Origin of the sequence: Pseudomonas gingeri, assembly GCF_013386165.1 — a bacterium.
Taxonomy (GTDB): Bacteria; Pseudomonadota; Gammaproteobacteria; order Pseudomonadales; family Pseudomonadaceae; genus Aquipseudomonas; species Aquipseudomonas gingeri_C.
Map to the genome: position 1 here is coordinate 372,303 of NZ_JACAOS010000016.1, position 16,829 is coordinate 389,131.

A 16,829-nucleotide genomic window follows, 5' to 3' on the forward strand; every position below is an offset into this window, starting at 1 on the left:
GAACGAATAAACCAGGCCGCTGAGCAATCAGCGGCTTTTTCGGTTCAGGAGGTTTTCCGTGGCAGATGCAAAGCGTTTCGACAACTATATCGGTGGCCAATGGGTTGCCGGCGCCGATTACTCGGCCAATATCAACCCGTCGGATTTGTCCGATGTCATTGGCGAGTACGCCAAGGCTGACCTGGCCCAGGTGCAGTCGGCCATCGACGCTGCCCGCGAGGCATTTCCCGCCTGGTCCACCTCGGGTATCCAGGCCCGTAGCGATGCACTGGACAAAGTCGGTTCGGAAATTCTCGCCCGTCGCGAAGAGCTGGGTAACCTGCTGGCCCGGGAAGAGGGCAAGACCCTGCCCGAAGCCATTGGCGAAGTGAGCCGCGCCGGTAATATCTTCAAGTTCTTCGCCGGCGAATGCCTGCGTCTGTCAGGTGATTACCTGCCGTCGGTGCGTCCGGGCGTCAACGTCGAAGTGACCCGTGAAGCCCTGGGCGTGGTCGGCCTGATCACCCCGTGGAACTTCCCGATCGCGATTCCGGCCTGGAAGATCGCCCCGGCCCTGGCCTACGGTAACTGCGTGGTGCTCAAGCCGGCCGAACTGGTACCGGGTTGTGCCTGGGCCCTGGCGGAAATCATTTCCCGCGCCGGTTTCCCGGCCGGTGTGTTCAACCTGGTGATGGGCAGCGGCCGTCTGGTCGGCGATGCCATGGTCAACAGCCCGAAAGTCGATGGCATCAGCTTCACCGGCTCGGTTGGCGTGGGTCGGCAGATCGCGGTCAACTGCGTTTCGCGCCAGGCCAAGGTGCAACTGGAGATGGGCGGCAAGAACCCGCAGATCATCCTTGATGACGCCGACCTCAAGCAGGCCGTCGAGTTGGCGGTGCAGAGCGCGTTCTACTCCACCGGCCAACGTTGCACGGCTTCCAGCCGTTTGATCGTGACCGCCGGGATCCACGACAAGTTCGTCGAGGCCATGGCCGAACGCATGCGTTCGATCAAGGTCGGTCACGCCCTCAAGAGCGGTACCGACATTGGTCCTGTGGTGTCCCAGGCACAACTGGAGCAGGATCTGAGCTATATCAATATCGGTCAGTCCGAAGGCGCACGCCTGGTGTCTGGCGGTGAGTTGGTGACCTGCGATACCGAAGGCTACTTCCTCGCCCCGACACTGTTTGCCGACAGCGAAGCGTCGATGCGCATCAGCCGCGAAGAGATCTTCGGCCCGGTGGCCAACATCGTCCGCGTCGCCGATTACGAAGCCGCGCTGGCCATGGCCAACGACACCGAGTTCGGTCTTTCCGCCGGTATCGCCACCACCTCGCTGAAGTACGCCAACCACTTCAAGCGTCACTCCCAGGCCGGGATGGTGATGGTCAACCTGCCGACCGCGGGCGTGGATTACCACGTGCCGTTCGGCGGGCGCAAAGGTTCGTCCTACGGGTCCCGTGAGCAGGGGCGCTATGCGCAGGAGTTCTACACCGTCGTTAAGACAAGCTACATCGGTTCGTAACCCGCTTTACCCGCAGGGGGGCTCTTGCCTGAGGCCCCCGGCGGTACATCACTGAATGTTTACCCGCGTAAAAAAATAAAGAGTGGGAGTACATCTACATGCAAGCGACCAAGCAGACGCACGTCCGCTATTTGATTCTGCTCATGCTGTTCCTGGTGACCACGATCAACTACGCCGACCGTGCCACCATCGCCATTGCCGGCTCCAGCCTGCAAAAAAGCCTCGGCATCGACGCCGTCACCCTCGGTTATATCTTCTCCGCCTTCGGCTGGGCCTATGTGCTCGGGCAGATTCCCGGCGGCTGGCTGCTCGACCGTTTCGGCTCGAAGAAAGTCTACGCCCTGAGCATTTTCACCTGGTCGCTGTTCACCGCGCTGCAAGGTTATGTCGGCGAGTTCGGTGTCTCCACCGCCGTGGTTGCGCTGTTCATGCTGCGTTTCCTGGTGGGCCTGGCCGAAGCGCCATCCTTTCCGGGTAACGCCCGTATCGTCGCGGCCTGGTTCCCCACGGCCGAACGTGGCACCGCCTCGGCGATCTTCAACTCCGCGCAATACTTCGCCACCGTGCTGTTCGCGCCGCTGATGGGCTGGATCGTCTTCACCTTCGGTTGGCAGCATGTGTTCCTGGTCATGGGTTGCATGGGCGTGGTGTTTTCGCTGATCTGGCTGAAAGTTATCCACAGTCCGCGCCAGCACCCGATGATCAACGAGGCCGAGTTCACCCATATCGCCGAGAACGGCGGCATGGTCGACATGGACCAGGGTAAGGTTGCCGGTGGTGGTCCGAAGTGGGACTACGTGCGTCAACTGCTGACCAACCGCATGATGCTCGGGGTCTACCTGGGCCAGTACTGCATCAACGGCATTACTTATTTCTTCCTGACCTGGTTCCCGGTGTACCTGGTGCAGGAACGCGGCATGACCATCCTCAAGGCTGGCTTCATCGCTTCTTTGCCGGCGATCTGCGGTTTTATCGGCGGTGTGCTGGGTGGGATCATTTCCGACTATCTGCTGCGCCGCGGCCACTCCCTGACCTTCGCCCGCAAGGCGCCGATCATCGGCGGCCTGTTGCTCTCGACCACCATCGTCGCCTGCAACTACGTGGACATCGAGTGGATGGTGGTGGGCTTCATGGCCCTGGCCTTCTTCGGCAAGGGCGTGGGTGCCCTGGGCTGGGCGGTGGTCTCGGACACTTCGCCGAAGCAGATCGCCGGTTTGAGTGGTGGCCTGTTCAATATGTTCGGCAATATCGCGTCCATTACCACGCCGATCGTGATCGGCTACATCATCAGCTCCACCGGCTCGTTCAAGTGGGCCCTGGTGTTTGTCGGCGCCAATGCGTTGCTGGCGGTGATCAGCTATGTGGTGATCGTCGGTGAGATCAAGCGTGTCGAATTGCGCGAGCCACCGGCGGGCCCCAAGCACAGTAGCGAACCCCGTCTGTCCCAAGCCCATTCCTGAGGAGCGGCGTCATGCAGTTGATTGAACATTCCGACTCGCCGCGCTACATCCGTCTGCACGAGCGGGACAACGTGGTGATCGTGGTCAATGACCAGGGTGTGCCGGCCGCTACCGAGTTTCCGGACGGCCTGGTGACCCGCGAGCACATTCCCCAGAGTCACAAGGTGACGCTGGTGGATATCGCCGAGGGTGGTGAAGTGATCCGCTACGGCCAGGTCATCGGTTACGCGCTTTTGCCGATTCCCCAGGGCAGTTGGGTCAAGGAAGATCAACTGCGCATGCCCACCGCGCCGCCGCTGGACAGCCTGCCGCTGTCCACCGATGTGCCGGCGGCCCAGGCGCCGCTCGAGGGCTTTACCTTCGAGGGTTATCGCAATGCCGACGGCACCGTCGGCACCCGCAATATTCTTGGCATTACCACCACGGTGCAGTGTGTGACCGGCGTGCTGGATCATGCGGTCAAGCGCATCAAGGACGAGTTGCTGCCCAAATACCCCCATGTCGACGATGTGGTCGCGTTGACCCACAGCTATGGTTGCGGCGTGGCGATTACCGCTACCGACGCCTATATCCCGATCCGCACGGTACGTAACCTGGCGCGCAACCCGAACCTGGGGGGCGAAGCGCTGGTGATCAGCCTGGGTTGCGAGAAGTTGCAGGCCGGGCAGGTGATGCACGAGGGCGACAGCTCGGTGGACCTGAGCGAGCCGTGGTTGTATCGCCTGCAGGACTCCAGCCACGGTTTTACCGAAATGATCGAGCAGATCATGGCGCTGGCGGAAACCCGTCTGAAGAAACTCGATCAGCGCCGCCGGGAAACCGTGCCGGCGTCGGAGCTGATCCTGGGTATGCAGTGCGGTGGCAGTGATGCGTTTTCCGGGATCACCGCCAACCCGGCCTTGGGTTATGCCTCCGACCTGCTGTTGCGGGCCGGGGCGACGGTGATGTTTTCCGAAGTGACGGAAGTGCGGGATGCGATCTACCTGCTGACCTCACGGGCGGAAAACCTGCCGGTGGCCGAGGCGTTGGTGCGTGAGATGGACTGGTACGACCGTTACCTGGCCAAGGGCGAGGCCGACCGCAGCGCCAATACCACGCCGGGGAACAAGAAGGGCGGGTTGTCGAACATTGTCGAGAAGTCCCTGGGCTCCATCGTCAAGTCCGGCAGCAGCGCGATCAACGGCGTGCTGGGTCCGGGCGAGCGCTTTACGCGCAAGGGTTTGATCTTCTGTGCGACACCGGCCAGTGATTTTGTCTGCGGTACCTTGCAACTGGCGGCCGGGATGAACCTGCATGTGTTCACCACCGGACGTGGCACGCCTTATGGGCTGGCGATGGCGCCGGTGGTGAAGGTTTCGACCCGTACCGAGTTGGCCCAGCGCTGGCCGGACCTGATCGATATCGATGCCGGGCGGATTGCCACGGGGCGGGCGACGATCGAGGACCTGGGTTGGGAGTTGTTCAACTACTACCTGGATGTCGCCAGCGGCCGGAAACAGACCTGGGCCGAGCGGCACAAGCTGCACAACGACATTACCTTGTTCAATCCGGCGCCGATTACCTGATTTTCTCCTGATCGGCACCCCATCTGCAGGAGCCGGCTTGCTGGCGAATCGCAAACGCGCCGCAGTGTTTCGGTGGAACCCCGTTGTCGTTTTTCGCCAGTCAGCCGGCGCCTGCATCAGCCGCCGATTTTCTCGATGCAAAGACCCACTTGCCGGGTGATCCAGCGCTGGAACGTCAGGCACTTGGTGCTTTCCTCAAAAGGCCTGGGTGACAGCAGGCAATAGGTGGAGCCGTCCCGGATAAAACCGAAGGGCGCAATCAACTGGCCGTTGGTCAGTTCATCCTGGACCATGAGAAAGGAGGCCAGGCTGATCCCCAGTCCCGCCGTCGCCGCCTGGATACACAGGTAGAAATGCTCGTACTCCACCCGGGTGGCGTTGGGCATCGGCATTTCGTACAGCCGTAGCCAGTTGTCCCAGGCCAGCGGCCGTGTCTGGCTGCGCAGCAGGCGCATGCCCTCCAACTGATTGTCCTGCGGCTTGTTCGGCGGGGCACACACCGGGCCAATCCACTCCTCGCAGACCGTGACGCTATGGATGGACTCGTCCCAGTGAAAGTCATCGCGACGTACGGCCAGGTCGGCCCCCGAGCGGGCGAAGTCGATGGGGCCTCCGGCGGCCAGTAGCTGTATCTGCAGGTGCGGGTAGGTGGCATGAAAGTCGGGCAGCCGAGGGATCAGCCATTTCATGGCAATGGTGGGCTCGCAAGACAGCACCAGCACCTCTTCGCGAGCCTCCTTCTGCAATCGATAAACCGCACTTTCCAGCTGGTCGAACATGGGCCCCGTAATGTTGTAGAGGGTGCGGCCGGCATGGTTGAGGAAGATCGCCCGATTGCGCCGATCAAACAATTCAACCCCCAGTGAGGTCTCCAGCATTCGCACCTGGCGGCTGACTGCGCCGTGGGTCACGTGGAGCAATTGCCCGGCTTTGACGAAGCTTTGGGTTTGCGCGGCAACGTTGAAAAAGCGAAATGCAGCCAAGGGAGGTAAGTTCATATAGGCGATGATTTCTCACAGATTTGGGTGACTATAAATCGATTTTTTAATCATAGGCAACTCGCCATCATGGCCGCAGCCGCAGCAAAAAAGCTTGGCATTACTAATAAATTGGAGGGATTCAATGGACACAATGCAGTGTGATAGAGCCGTTGATGTGGACTGTTATGCCAAGTTGGCCTTCCGGCCAGAGATCAATGACCTGTGCGAAAGTGTAGCGCAAAAAGACTTCGCTTTTTTCTCTGCCCGCAAGACCAAGAGCCTGCTGAGTGCCCAGGACCCAGACCTGATGAGTGACTGGCCCGCTTTTCAGGAAAGCTGGAACCGGCTTGAGCAAGATCTGTACATGAAGGATGGCGGTACTTATCGCTTCCGACGGCATGCCACCTACAGCGCCACTCCCGCCAGTAGCAGTCCGAAACTCGAATCCCACCAGCCCCATTACCAGAGCCTTGACTACAACAACCTCAATGGCGGAATCGCCCGCCACTTCGCGCCCATCGAGCCCGGTATCGTCAACAACAAGGTACTGAACGCTGCGCTGGAATTGTGCTGCGAAAGCTTTGGTCGCCTGGCGCCGTATTACACCTGGCACATCGAGGTTCACCAATTTCGTATCAATGCCTCGCAACTGGAGGTCTCTCCCACGCCGGAAGGCATCCATCGCGACGGGGTCAGCTTTGTGTTCATGATGCTGGTCAACCGCGTCAATGTCGTGAATGGCGAAACCGCGATCTACGACCGTAACAAGAGCCCCCTCAGCCGCTACACCCTGGCCAGCGAGATGGAGGCGGCGATCGTCAATGACGAGCGCGTCATGCACGGTGTGACCCCCATCGTCCAGCTTGATCTTGATCAGCCCGCCTATCGGGACGTCCTGGTTATCACCTTCAGCAAGCGCTGATCAGTGTTCGCGGCATGGAACACCCTGCCGCTTCGGAGAGCCCCATGAACGAATTACTTGCAGTCGCGGCCATTACCATCCTGGCCGTCATCAGCCCCGGCCCTGACTTTGCCATGGTCACGCGCAACAGTTATGCCTATGGGCGCCGCAGCGGTTTGATGGCGGCCCTGGGGATCGCTTGCGGCGTCCAGATCCATGTGTTTTACACGGTCTTCGGTATTGCAGTGATCATCACTCACTCACCGATGTTGTTCATGGCCATGAAGGTGCTGGGTGCCGGTTACCTGATCTATCTGGGTATCAAGTCCCTGACCAACACCTCCACCTTAACCCTGAATAACGCCAGTGGCCCAGTCCCTCCGCTGTGGAAGGCGTTTCGCACCGGTTTCCTCACCAACGCGCTGAACCCCAAAACCATGTTGTTCGTGGTTGCCACCTATACCCAGGTGGTGCAGACCAGCAGTTCGCTGACGGCCAACTTTTCCTATGGCCTGTTCATGTCGTTCTCCCACTGGGTCTGGTTCAGTTTCGTGGCGTTGTTCTTTTCTGCCGAGGTGTTGCGCCGCCGGATGCTGGAAAAGCAGCGGACCGTCGACAAGATCATTGGCACGGCGCTGATCGGCCTGGGTGCCTTCCTGGTGATGCCCGGGTTCGGGCGCTGAAGCGAGGAACTGTCATGAAGCTGGCTTGCATTGACCTTGAAGGGGTCCTGGTTCCTGAACTGTGGCCGGCTATCGCCGCCCATACCGGTATCGACGCGCTAACGGTGACCACGCGCGATGTTCCCGATTACGGGGCGTTGATGCGAACACGCATCGAGATCCTGCGCGATAACGGGCTGACCCTGGCTGAGGTGACGCGGATCATCGACTCGGTTGCCCCGTTTGCCGATGCCCGGGCTTTTCTCGAAGACCTGAGTCAGGCCGGTTATGAGGTCAATATCATCTCGGACTGCTTTCATGAGCTGGCCGACCCCTTGCTGGAGGTGCTCGGGCGGCCGACAACCATGTGCCACCGCCTGATCGTCGATGTCTCGGGCTTCATCACCGGCTGTGACTTCTACAAGCGTCAGGGCAAGGAAGACCACGTCGCTCAGGCACTTGCGCAAGGGTTTGAAGTGTTGGCCGTGGGCGATGCCCTCAATGACGTCGGCATGTTGCGGTTGGCAAGCCACGGTTTTCTCGTCAACCCATCCGTGACGACACGTCAGGCTGCGCCGGGCATAAGAGCGGTAAGCGGCGTGAGTGAAATCCTCGGCTTTTTAGCTGCCTAGCTACGCAGTCCCGGAGCAGTGGCCTAGCCATTGCCCCGGGATTGCCGGCGTGTTCGATGTTCCAGGAATTCTTCCCATCATGATGACCCAACAAGATCCGGCTACCGGTCTACCCGAACATGTTTTGCCGAGCATGCTTATGGCGCGAAAACTGTTGGGCAAGACGCTGCGGTGTCTGGAGAACCTCCAGTATTCCTATGCCGGCAAGCGGGACAAGTATACGGGTGACCTCTATTTGCAGTGCACCGATGGTACCGAGTTGTCGCTTTACCTATTGTCTGACGGTAGAAGCATAGGCACTGCACTCGCCCCACCGGAAATACCGCTGTCCTTCGAGAACGATGCAGGAAAATGGTGCGAGTGGCATCTTGATAGTTATCTGTCCGGCGTCAGCGCTCCACAGTTGCTAGGCGCCAGAATTGTTGCCGTAGGCGGCCTGGTGGAGCGTATGCCGGGCCAGCCCCGGGCTTACCTGAGTGCGCTGAAGATTGTGTTCGAGAGCGCGGACTATCTGATTTTCTTCAATTGTCGCGACGGTGCCATCGCCACCGTCAACACTGAGCTGGTTTGCCAGCCCGAGGGGGAGGGTCAGTGGTTCGAGTATCGTGAGAAAGATTGACAGTCTCTGATTGGCCGGTTTCAGGGCTGCTTCGCAGCCCCGCGTGGACAAGCCCACTCGCCACAGGTGTGACACTGAGGGGGCCTAGAAGACCGACCAGCCAATCCGCTCGCTCAGCAATTCCAGCGCCGCCATCCCCACCAGCGAGTTGCCGGCGGCATTCAGCTCCGGTGCCCACACGCACACGGTAAAGCGCCCTGGCACCACCGCGACAATCCCGCCACCGACACCGCTTTTTCCCGGTAACCCGACCCGATAGGCAAAATTCCCGGCCTCGTCATACAGTCCGCTGGTGGCCATGATCGAGTTGACCTGCTGGGTCTGGCGCCGGGTCAGGATCTGCTCGCCGCTGTGCTTGCAGAAGCCGTCATTGGCCAGGAAGCAGAACGCTCGCGCCAGGTCGATGCAGTTCATGCGCAAGGCGCAGTGACTGAAGTAGCTGCGCAGCACGGCTTCGACATCGTTGTGAAAGTTGCCGAACGACTGCATCAGGTAAGCCATGGCCGCATTGCGCGCACGGTACTGGTATTCCGACTCGGCGACCTTGCCGTCCACCATCACCTGCATGTTGCCGGACAGGCGCCGGGCGAAATCGCGCATCGACAGTGCCGGTGCGGCGAAGCGTGATTGGTTGATATCGCAGATCACCAGGGCGCCAGCATTGATGAACGGGTTACGCGGGCGGCCGCGTTCGAACTCCAGCTGCACCAGCGAGTTGAACGGCTGTCCGGAGGGTTCGTGACCCAGCCGCTCCCAGATCGCCTCGCCGGAGTGATTGATCGCCTGCACCAGGCTGAAGACCTTGGAAATACTCTGGATCGAAAACGGTGTCTGCGCGTCGCCGGCACAGTACATTTCGCCGTCGTTGCCATACACGGCAATACCCAGTTGATTGGCCGGCACATCCGCCAGCGCCGGAATGTAATTGGCCACTTTGCCCTGGCCGATCAACGGCCGGACTTCATCGAGGATTTCGTTCAACAGCGCTTGCATGCTCGGGCTCGCAGTCACTTCCCGCCGGGTTGCGGGGCTCCATGCTGCTAGACGCCGCGCGCGGGCTTCGGAGCACAGTTTTTACCCTCGGGGTTGATCCGTTGGCGTACATGTGGACCGGATCAGTTCGTACTCGTTGAGACCGGAGCAGAGGCGGGGGTAAACTGCCTGCCCCGTGTAATGTCTGTTGGCTGGAGCCGGTAATGCGCAAAGATAAGAAACAGGTGATTGGTGACGAGATCGGCGATGCGCAGATCAAGTTGTTTCTCGATTTCGAGCCGGTCGACGCCACCTCGCCGTCCCTGCACAAGCTGATCAAGGCCTACCGCGGCCTGCGTATCGACGACTTCGAGCGCTTCCTGACGTTCTTCAAGGAAGCCGGTTACGACCTCGATGGCAAAGACGAACATGGCCAGGACTTCGTGACCCTGATCCGCGATCAGCGCAATGCCGGCGACTATATCGAGTTGATCGACAACGCCCGCGGCTGATCCTTGTGGAGAGCGAGCTCTGTGGCGAGCGGGCTTGCCCGCGCTCGGCTGCGAAGCAGCCGTAAAACCGGTCATTTAGGTTTACCTGATACATTGAGTGTTCAGGTTTCGGGGCCGCTTCGCGCCCCAGCGCGGGCAAGCCCGCTCGCCACAACTTTCGTCAACCCCCACACAAAAAAACGCCCCGCTCTCCAATCGAAGAGCGGGGCGTTTTTCATCAGCGATCACCTCAAGCGTAGCTTTCGGTCTCGCTGCTCGGCTCAACCAGTTCCAGGTGCAGATTGTTCTGCGCGTTGATCTGGCGATACAGCTCGGCGTCCGTTTCCAGGACCTTTTCCCGTGCCGGGAAGATTTCGTGGAGCTTGTTCGCCCACTCACCCTTGGCTTTTTCCGGGAAGCAGCGCTCGATCAGTTCCAGCATGATCGACACGGTCACCGAAGCGCCCGGCGATGCACCGAGCAGGGCGGCCAACGAGCCGTCCTTGGCCGCGACCAGTTCGGTACCGAACTGCAGGACGCCGCCTTTCTTCGCATCTTTCTTGATGATCTGCACCCGTTGGCCGGCCGTTTCCAGGCGCCAGTCTTCGGCTTTCACCTGCGGGTAGAAGCGGCGCAGGGATTCCAGGCGCTGCTCCATGGACTGCATCACTTCGCTGATCAGGTACTTGGTCAGGTCCATGTTGTCGCGGGCCACGGCCAGCATCGGGCCGATGTTGCCGGCACGTACCGACAGCGGCAGGTCCATCAGCGAGCCGTGCTTGAGGAACTTGGTGGTGAAACCGGCATAAGGCCCGAACAACAGGGACTTCTTGCCGTCAACCACACGGGTGTCCAGGTGCGGCACGGACATCGGCGGCGAACCCACAGCGGCCTGGCTGTAGACCTTGGCCTGGTGGTGCTTGACCACTTCCGGGTTGTCGCAACGCAGCCACTGGCCGCTCACCGGGAAACCGCCGAAGCCCTTGCTTTCCTCGATGCCCGAAGCCTGCAGCAGCGGCAGGGCCGCGCCACCGGCGCCGAGGAAGACGAACCTGGCGTCGACTTCACGGCTGTTGCCGCTGTTCACATCCTTGATGCTCACGGTCCAGCCGGCGCCGTTGCGCTTGAGGCCGGTCACGCGCTTGCAGTACTTGACCTGGGCGTCGGGAGCGCTGGTCAGGTGCTTGAGCAACTGATTGGTCAGGGCGCCAAAGTTGACGTCGGTGCCTTTCATCACTCGGGTCGCGGCAATCGCCTCATCGGCATCGCGGCCCGGCATCATCAGCGGCATCCACTCGGCCATCTTCGCGCGGTCTTCGGTGTATTCCATCTCGGCGAAGGCGTGGTGCGGATGCAGGGCTTCGAAGCGCTTCTTGAGGAAGGCCACGCCCTTGTCGCCCTGGACGAAACTCAGGTGCGGCACCGGGCTGATGAAGGATTTGCACGAGCCGAAGGTGCCTTTCTGGGCCAGATAGGCCCAGAACTGCTTCGACACCTCGAACTGGGTGTTGATGTGCACGGCTTTCTTGATGTCGATGGAGCCGTCAGCCGCTTGCGGCGTGTAGTTCAGCTCGCACAGCCCGGCATGGCCGGTACCGGCGTTGTTCCACGGGTTGGAACTCTCCGCGGCACCGGAATCCATCAGCTCGACGACTTCCAGCTTGATCGCGGGGTCGAGCTCCTTGAGCAGCACCGCAAGGGTGGCACTCATGATGCCGGCCCCAACCAGGACCACATCAACTGCTTCGTTATGCGCCATTAACGCGTCTCCAAAATCTGCAGCACCACATTGACGGCATGGCTGCCGGGCATGGGCGGGGCTTGTTTGACATTAGCCCAGCAATGACCCGACCAGGATGGCCATGTCCGATTCTTCGCAATTTCTTGCAACTTCAGCGGACGCTGCCGGTGGGCCCAAGGTGCGTATGAACGCATGTACGGGCAACACGGGCAATTCGACTTATGGTCAAGAGCGTCCGATTCGTGCAACCAAATCCGTAAGCGAACAGGCGTCAAGCACCTGTCTGGGTGTATCGGGTCCTGTGTGATGAAGCCGTTGGGGACGCTGATGGTGCCTGTTCAGACGCGAAACTATTCATTTGTTCGCCACACTCTCGTGAAGTTGTGAAAACCCGTTTTTTCACGCTCTTTTGAAGACGTGAACCTCAAAAAAGGGCTGCCGCGGTCTGTCACCGGGCCCGCGGTGCGAATACCGGCCGGGAAGGGCAGGCGGCACGGGCCAACAACTCAGTGAGCGAGCACAAGGGCAGCTCTGGCAGATTCGCTGAAAACGGTGGTTTGCGCAGGTAACAGCAAGCTCGCCGGCTTCACTCGATCTGTGTGGGCGGCTCTCTGTGGGCAGTACGAAGGTGCCGATGCAAACGCATTGGCGGTGCTGCGAGGCCCGATCAGGAGACGTCCTTATAATCGGGGGGAGATTGTAACTAAGAAACGGGGAAAAATGGTCGTGTTTAATGACTTTTATTCGGCATCTGGTCAGATGCCGGGCAGCGACGTCGATCAGAGGCCGTGGGCAGGGTCGCAGACCGGTGTGACAAAGCTGTGACGGGAACGCCGGCCGGCGGTGTTTGTCAGACTTTTCAGCAAGCAGTGGTGGCGCTGGTTAGCGACGCCCGGCCCCCGCTATACTCAGCGCCTGAATGATGCCTGGTCCTTGGAGAGATGAGCATGTTGCAACGCCTGTTGTTCGGTTTGATCACTGTAACCAGTTTGACACTTGTCGGCTGTGCCAACAGCCCGCAACAACTCAGCCCGCAGCCCAAGCTCATGACCCAGTTGGCGCCGGTCGGCCACGGTCAGCCGGTGGTGGTGAGAGTGGTGGACGGACGTCGCTCGCCGGTATTGGGCACTCGGGGTGGTCTGTACCCGGAAACCAGCGCGATTACCGTGCAAGGTGCCGACCTGATCCCGAAACTGCAGGGCCAGGCTGAAGCGGCCGTGCGCCTGCTGGGCTTTACCCCTTCGCCGGGTGCCATGAATGCGCCAACGCTGACCGTGACCTTGTCGGACCTGACCTATCAGTCGCCGAAAGAAGGCGTCTACGTGACCGAGGCGACCATCGGAGCCAACTTCCGCTCTGATGTGAGCAACGCCAACCGTCGTTACAGCGGCAGCTATGGCGCGTCCTTGAACCAGCGTTTCGGCATGGCGCCGAACGAAGAGGCGAACACCAAGTTGATCAGCGACGTATTGAGCGATGCGCTGACCCGGGTGTTCAAGGACCCGAAAATCGGCCAAGTGCTGGGCGAATAAGCTGAGGGCTGTGGAGCCGGCTTACGCCGCCTCCACATAAAGATCGAGCATGCTGACCCCGGTCAGCAGATCCGCTTCCGGCAGGTCGGCGTGCTGATGCCCGCCCAGGGCGCAATACACCAGCCAATGGCGGTCCTGGACGTTGAACGACATGGCGTCCACCAGGGCCTCCTGCTCGTCGCTGGGGGCGATCAGATAAAGACGATCCTGGTTTTCTGCGTGCAGCATGACAAGCTCCGTGGGCTATCGAGGGGCGACAGACTGGCTTGTTAAGGTGACGTTCCGGTGACAGTGGAAATTAACCCGACCAACAGAAACGACAACGGCGCCCGCGGGCGCCGTTGTCGTTTACAGAAGGTGGCTATGGAAGCCCCAGACCTGCCTTGACCCGATACTGATTGCGCACCGGCGTCGCATATTGCTGCACCAGGTATGGACGGTGCTCTGCCGGGCAGGCCTCCAGGCGGCTCGACCATTGCGCCTCGGCCTTGGCCAATTCGTCGGCGGCAAACACCTGGGCGGCCGCGGGCACCTGTAACTGCGGATCAGCGTCGCTCCACTGGGCATACGCCAGGTAGTGCACCGGGAACAGACGATAACCTTCGAGAATCTGCCGATCCATTTCCGTAGCCAGGACCTTGGTGTCCTCGAACTCGCCGGCCAGGGGCGCGGCGAAATTCACATGCACCCGGCCCTTGTAGCCGGTGATGCCCTTGGCAATGCTGACGTCATCCTCGCCCGGTGCCTTGGTGTAGCTGCCGGTAGTGGCGCGGATATACAACTCGCGAGCCTTGGCCTGATCGCAAGGGTCATACTCGTAGCTGATGGACACCGGGGTCAGGTTCAGCGAGCGGATGACCTCGGCGAACGGTTCGTCCTTGCGGCTCATGTGGAACATTTTCAGGATCGCCGACTCGGTACGGTCGTCGCCGTCCTTGGCCCGGCCTTCGGCCTGGGCGATCCAGATCGACTGGCAATCGTGGCGGATCGAGTGGTTGATATAGGCCGAGAGCAGTTGATAGGCGGCCATCTTTTCCCGCCGTCCGGCGATCGAACGGTGCACGATAAAGCTCTTGTTCAGGCGCATCAGATCGCTGACGAAGGGCTTTTGCAGCAGGTTGTCGCCGATGGCGATGCGCGGCGTGGGCAAGCCGGCGTGATACACGGCATAGTTGACGAACGCCGGGTCCATCACGATATCGCGGTGGTTGGCCAGGAACAGGTAGGCCTGGCCCGACTTGAACTGTTCGACGCCGGTATAGGTGACGCCGTCGGTGGCATTCTCGATGGTCTGGTCGACGTAGACCTCGACCTTGTCCTGCAAGGTGGCGACCGACGTCACGCCGGCGAATTCACGGCGCAAGCGGTAGGCGATCAAGGGTCTGAGCAGCCAGCCAAAGGCACCGGCCAGGCGCGGGAAGCGGAAGTGGGTGAGGATATCTAGAAACGCCCGGTCGCCGAACAGCCGGGCCATGACGGCCGGTACTTCACTGTCGTCGTAAGGTCGGATGGTATCGAATTCGCCCATATGCTCTCTTGTTGGAAACGGCTAGGGTAAGCAGAGGTTTGAGTGATAAATAACAAAGCCCGGTCTGGAAAATAAAGCCCAGACATAAAATAGCCTTGCAAATAGACCGGCGATTATACGCATAAGTCACTTCGGAGGCCGCGATGCTGGAAACTGAGCGTTACGAATGTCCCTATTGTGGTGAAAATTGTGAGGCGGTGCTGGATCTGTCCGGCGGGGACCAGAGCTATATCGAGGACTGTCCGGTGTGTTGCCGGCCGATTACCTTTGTCCTGCAGACCGATGGCCAGGAGTGGATGCTCGACGTTTACAGCGAGAACGAGTGATGAGGATGCCCCATGCAGCGTATCTACGAGCCGGAAAACCTGATGGAAGGCGAGTTGTTGCAAGGCATGCTCGCCAGTGAAGGGATTCAGGCGCACCTGGTGGGGCGTGACCTGCTGGGTGGGGTGGGTGAGTTGCCGGTGTTCGGGTTATTGGCCCTGGCCGTGGACAATGACCAGGCGCAATGCGCGCGGGAGCTGATCGCCGCGTACAATGCGGCGCTGCCGATGGCCGGCGATGAGCCGGAGAGTTTTCCGGATGTGCTGGTCTGTTAGCTGGCGTGCGCAATATCAATACTGTGGGAGCCGGCTTGCCGGCGATGGCGGCCGAGTGGACAGCGTAAGGCCTGCGGGCCTCATCGCCAGCAAGCCGGCTCCTGCAGGGACCGCGTTGTGCCTTGATTGCCCCCGAGTTTTTGAAAAGAGCCGTATTGCCCCATGTGTGGACGTTATGCCCTGTTTCGCTGGAACCCCACCTTCGCGGCCTTGCCCGGCTTTCCCGCCGACCAGCAGACGCAGTGGAATATTTCGCCCAATGATTCGGTGCTGATCCTGCGTGCCGCTGACGGTGAGCGCCAGCTGGCCCGCGCCCGCTGGGGGCTGACCCCGGCCTGGTTGACCGATCTGTCGAAGACGCCGGCCCATGCCCGGGCCGAAACCCTGGCGGAGCAGCCGATGTTTCGCCAGGCGTTCCGCGAGCGGCGTTGCCTGCTGCCGGCCAACGGCTTTTACGAATGGCGCGGTACCCAGCGCAAGCGTCCTTACTGGCTGACGCCGGCGGAAGGTTCGAGCCTGTTTTTCGCGGCGATCTGGGAAGCCTATCCGGTGGCCGGGCATGTCTGGTTGAGCACCGCCGTGGTGACCCAGGCCGCCTCGAATCAGCGACGCCCGCTGATTCTGGATGCGGCGGGGCAGGAGGCCTGGTTGTCCGAAAGCACTTCGCTGGCGGATTTGCAGGCATTGCTGGCCAGTCCCCAGGCGCCCTTGCGCGAGCGGGTCCTGGCCAACCTGGTGAATGATCCGAAGCTCAATGCGCCGGAGTGCCTGACACCGGGGTGAGGTGCGGTTACACCCTGAACTGATTGATCAGGCGCCGCTGCTGCTCCGCCAGCTTGGTCAACTGCGCGCTGGCCGCACTTGACTCGTCGGCGCCGCCCGCCACTTCGTTGGCCACCTGGCCGATATTGATCACATTGCGGTTGATGTCGTCGGCCACCGCACTCTGTTCTTCGGCCGCGCTGGCGATCTGGGTGTTCATGTCGTTGATCACCGACACCGCCTGGGTAATGCTTTCCAGCGCCTGGGCCGCCTTGGCCGCGTGCTGCACGCTTTCGTCGGTCTTGGTCTGGCTGTCTTCCATGACCTTGACCACTTCGCGGGTGCCTTGCTGCAACTGCTGGATCATCGACTGGATTTCTTCCGTCGCCTTCTGGGTTTTCTGCGCCAGGTTGCGCACCTCGTCAGCCACCACCGCAAAACCACGCCCTTGCTCGCCGGCCCGGGCCGCTTCGATGGCGGCGTTGAGCGCCAGCAGGTTGGTCTGTTCGGCAATGCCACGAATGGCCGTGAGGATCGCGTTGATGTTCTCGCTGTCCTTGGCCAGGGTCTGCACTACGCTGACCGCTCGACCAATCTCCAGCGCCAGGGCGCCGATGGAGGTCGAGGTGTCCTTGACGATCCGCATCCCGTCGCTGGCAGCCATATCGGCATGGCTGGCCGCCTGGGCCGCTTGAGTGGCGTTGCGCGCCACGTCCTGGGCGGTGGCGGTCATTTCCTGCACGGCGGTGGCCACCTGGTCGATCTCGGCCATCTGCTTGTGCACGCCCTGGTTGGTGCGGATCGCGATGTCCGCGGTGTGTTCGGAGGAGTCGCTGACACTCTGCACCGAGGTCACCACCTGGCTGATCATCGCCTGCAAC

18 protein-coding genes are annotated in these 16,829 nt (G+C 60.8%); 12 read left to right on the top strand and 6 right to left on the bottom strand.

Going from position 1 to position 16,829, the window contains the following annotated elements:
• Nucleotides 1-58: 58 nt before the first annotated feature.
• From HX866_RS18045 to garD, 3 genes are all read left to right on the top strand, one after another.
• Complete coding sequence (locus HX866_RS18045; protein ID WP_177096157.1) at nt 59-1,504, top strand: aldehyde dehydrogenase family protein; 1,446 nt, start codon at nt 59-61, stop codon at nt 1,502-1,504.
• A gap of 98 nt (nt 1,505-1,602) precedes the next feature.
• Nucleotides 1,603-2,964, top strand: coding sequence for an MFS transporter (locus HX866_RS18050; RefSeq protein ID WP_177096158.1), 1,362 nt, complete (start codon nt 1,603-1,605; stop codon nt 2,962-2,964).
• An 11-nt stretch (nt 2,965-2,975) separates the two neighbouring features.
• A complete protein-coding gene (gene garD / locus HX866_RS18055) occupies nt 2,976-4,529 on the top strand; it encodes a galactarate dehydratase (RefSeq protein ID WP_177140187.1) in 1,554 nt (517 codons plus the stop codon).
• A gap of 116 nt (nt 4,530-4,645) precedes the next feature.
• On the opposite strand, the gene HX866_RS18060 is transcribed toward garD, so the two are convergent.
• Complete coding sequence (locus HX866_RS18060; RefSeq protein ID WP_177096162.1) at nt 4,646-5,527, bottom strand: LysR substrate-binding domain-containing protein; 882 nt, start codon at nt 5,525-5,527, stop codon at nt 4,646-4,648.
• 124 nt (nt 5,528-5,651) lie between these two features.
• Here HX866_RS18060 and HX866_RS18065 point away from each other — a divergent pair, with 124 nt between their 5' ends.
• The 4 genes from HX866_RS18065 to HX866_RS18080 all read left to right on the top strand — a co-directional run bounded on the left by HX866_RS18065 (nt 5,652) and on the right by HX866_RS18080 (nt 8,323).
• Nucleotides 5,652-6,431: a 2OG-Fe dioxygenase family protein gene (locus HX866_RS18065; RefSeq protein WP_177125166.1), complete on the top strand. Its 780-nt coding sequence runs from the start codon at nt 5,652-5,654 to the stop codon at nt 6,429-6,431.
• Between the two features lie 44 nt (nt 6,432-6,475).
• Nucleotides 6,476-7,093, top strand: coding sequence for a LysE family translocator (locus tag HX866_RS18070; RefSeq protein WP_177096166.1), 618 nt, complete (start codon nt 6,476-6,478; stop codon nt 7,091-7,093).
• Nucleotides 7,094-7,107: 14 nt separating this feature from the next.
• Nucleotides 7,108-7,704, top strand: a complete 597-nt coding sequence (gene thrH / locus HX866_RS18075) for a bifunctional phosphoserine phosphatase/homoserine phosphotransferase ThrH (protein WP_177096168.1) — start codon at nt 7,108-7,110, stop codon at nt 7,702-7,704.
• Nucleotides 7,705-7,783: 79 nt separating this feature from the next.
• Nucleotides 7,784-8,323, top strand: coding sequence for a hypothetical protein (locus tag HX866_RS18080; RefSeq protein WP_177125168.1), 540 nt, complete (start codon nt 7,784-7,786; stop codon nt 8,321-8,323).
• Between the two features lie 84 nt (nt 8,324-8,407).
• Here HX866_RS18080 and glsB read toward each other — a convergent pair whose 3' ends face one another.
• Complete coding sequence (gene glsB, locus HX866_RS18085; RefSeq protein WP_177096172.1) at nt 8,408-9,316, bottom strand: glutaminase B; 909 nt, start codon at nt 9,314-9,316, stop codon at nt 8,408-8,410.
• A 203-nt stretch (nt 9,317-9,519) separates the two neighbouring features.
• Here glsB and HX866_RS18090 point away from each other — a divergent pair, with 203 nt between their 5' ends.
• Complete coding sequence (locus tag HX866_RS18090) at nt 9,520-9,807, top strand: PA4642 family protein (protein WP_177096174.1); 288 nt, start codon at nt 9,520-9,522, stop codon at nt 9,805-9,807.
• A 229-nt stretch (nt 9,808-10,036) separates the two neighbouring features.
• Here HX866_RS18090 and mqo read toward each other — a convergent pair whose 3' ends face one another.
• Nucleotides 10,037-11,545, bottom strand: a complete 1,509-nt coding sequence (mqo, locus tag HX866_RS18095) for a malate dehydrogenase (quinone) (RefSeq protein ID WP_177103549.1) — start codon at nt 11,543-11,545, stop codon at nt 10,037-10,039.
• A 929-nt stretch (nt 11,546-12,474) separates the two neighbouring features.
• Between mqo and HX866_RS18100 the strand changes: the two genes are divergently transcribed.
• The gene (locus HX866_RS18100; protein WP_177096178.1) at nt 12,475-13,059 is read left to right on the top strand and encodes a YajG family lipoprotein; all 585 of its coding nucleotides are present in this window, start codon (nt 12,475-12,477) and stop codon (nt 13,057-13,059) included.
• Nucleotides 13,060-13,080: 21 nt separating this feature from the next.
• Here HX866_RS18100 and HX866_RS18105 read toward each other — a convergent pair whose 3' ends face one another.
• Nucleotides 13,081-13,287 (bottom strand): hypothetical protein, encoded by a 207-nt coding sequence (locus tag HX866_RS18105; RefSeq protein ID WP_121134733.1) that lies wholly within the window; start codon nt 13,285-13,287, stop codon nt 13,081-13,083.
• A gap of 133 nt (nt 13,288-13,420) precedes the next feature.
• Complete coding sequence (locus HX866_RS18110; protein WP_177096180.1) at nt 13,421-14,587, bottom strand: 1-acyl-sn-glycerol-3-phosphate acyltransferase; 1,167 nt, start codon at nt 14,585-14,587, stop codon at nt 13,421-13,423.
• 143 nt (nt 14,588-14,730) lie between these two features.
• Between HX866_RS18110 and HX866_RS18115 the strand changes: the two genes are divergently transcribed.
• The 3 genes from HX866_RS18115 to HX866_RS18125 all read left to right on the top strand — a co-directional run bounded on the left by HX866_RS18115 (nt 14,731) and on the right by HX866_RS18125 (nt 15,969).
• The gene (locus tag HX866_RS18115) at nt 14,731-14,913 is read left to right on the top strand and encodes a CPXCG motif-containing cysteine-rich protein (protein ID WP_177096182.1); all 183 of its coding nucleotides are present in this window, start codon (nt 14,731-14,733) and stop codon (nt 14,911-14,913) included.
• Nucleotides 14,914-14,925: 12 nt separating this feature from the next.
• A complete protein-coding gene (locus tag HX866_RS18120; protein ID WP_177103551.1) occupies nt 14,926-15,186 on the top strand; it encodes a putative signal transducing protein in 261 nt (86 codons plus the stop codon).
• 162 nt (nt 15,187-15,348) lie between these two features.
• Entirely contained in the window at nt 15,349-15,969 is a 621-nt protein-coding gene (locus tag HX866_RS18125) for an SOS response-associated peptidase (RefSeq protein ID WP_177140188.1), read from the top strand.
• 7 nt (nt 15,970-15,976) lie between these two features.
• On the opposite strand, the gene HX866_RS34830 is transcribed toward HX866_RS18125, so the two are convergent.
• Nucleotides 15,977-16,819 carry a methyl-accepting chemotaxis protein gene (locus tag HX866_RS34830; RefSeq protein ID WP_371316748.1) on the bottom strand — a complete coding sequence of 281 codons (843 nt, stop codon included), beginning with the start codon at nt 16,817-16,819 and terminating at the stop codon, nt 15,977-15,979.
• Between the last annotated feature and the right edge of the window lie 10 nt (nt 16,820-16,829).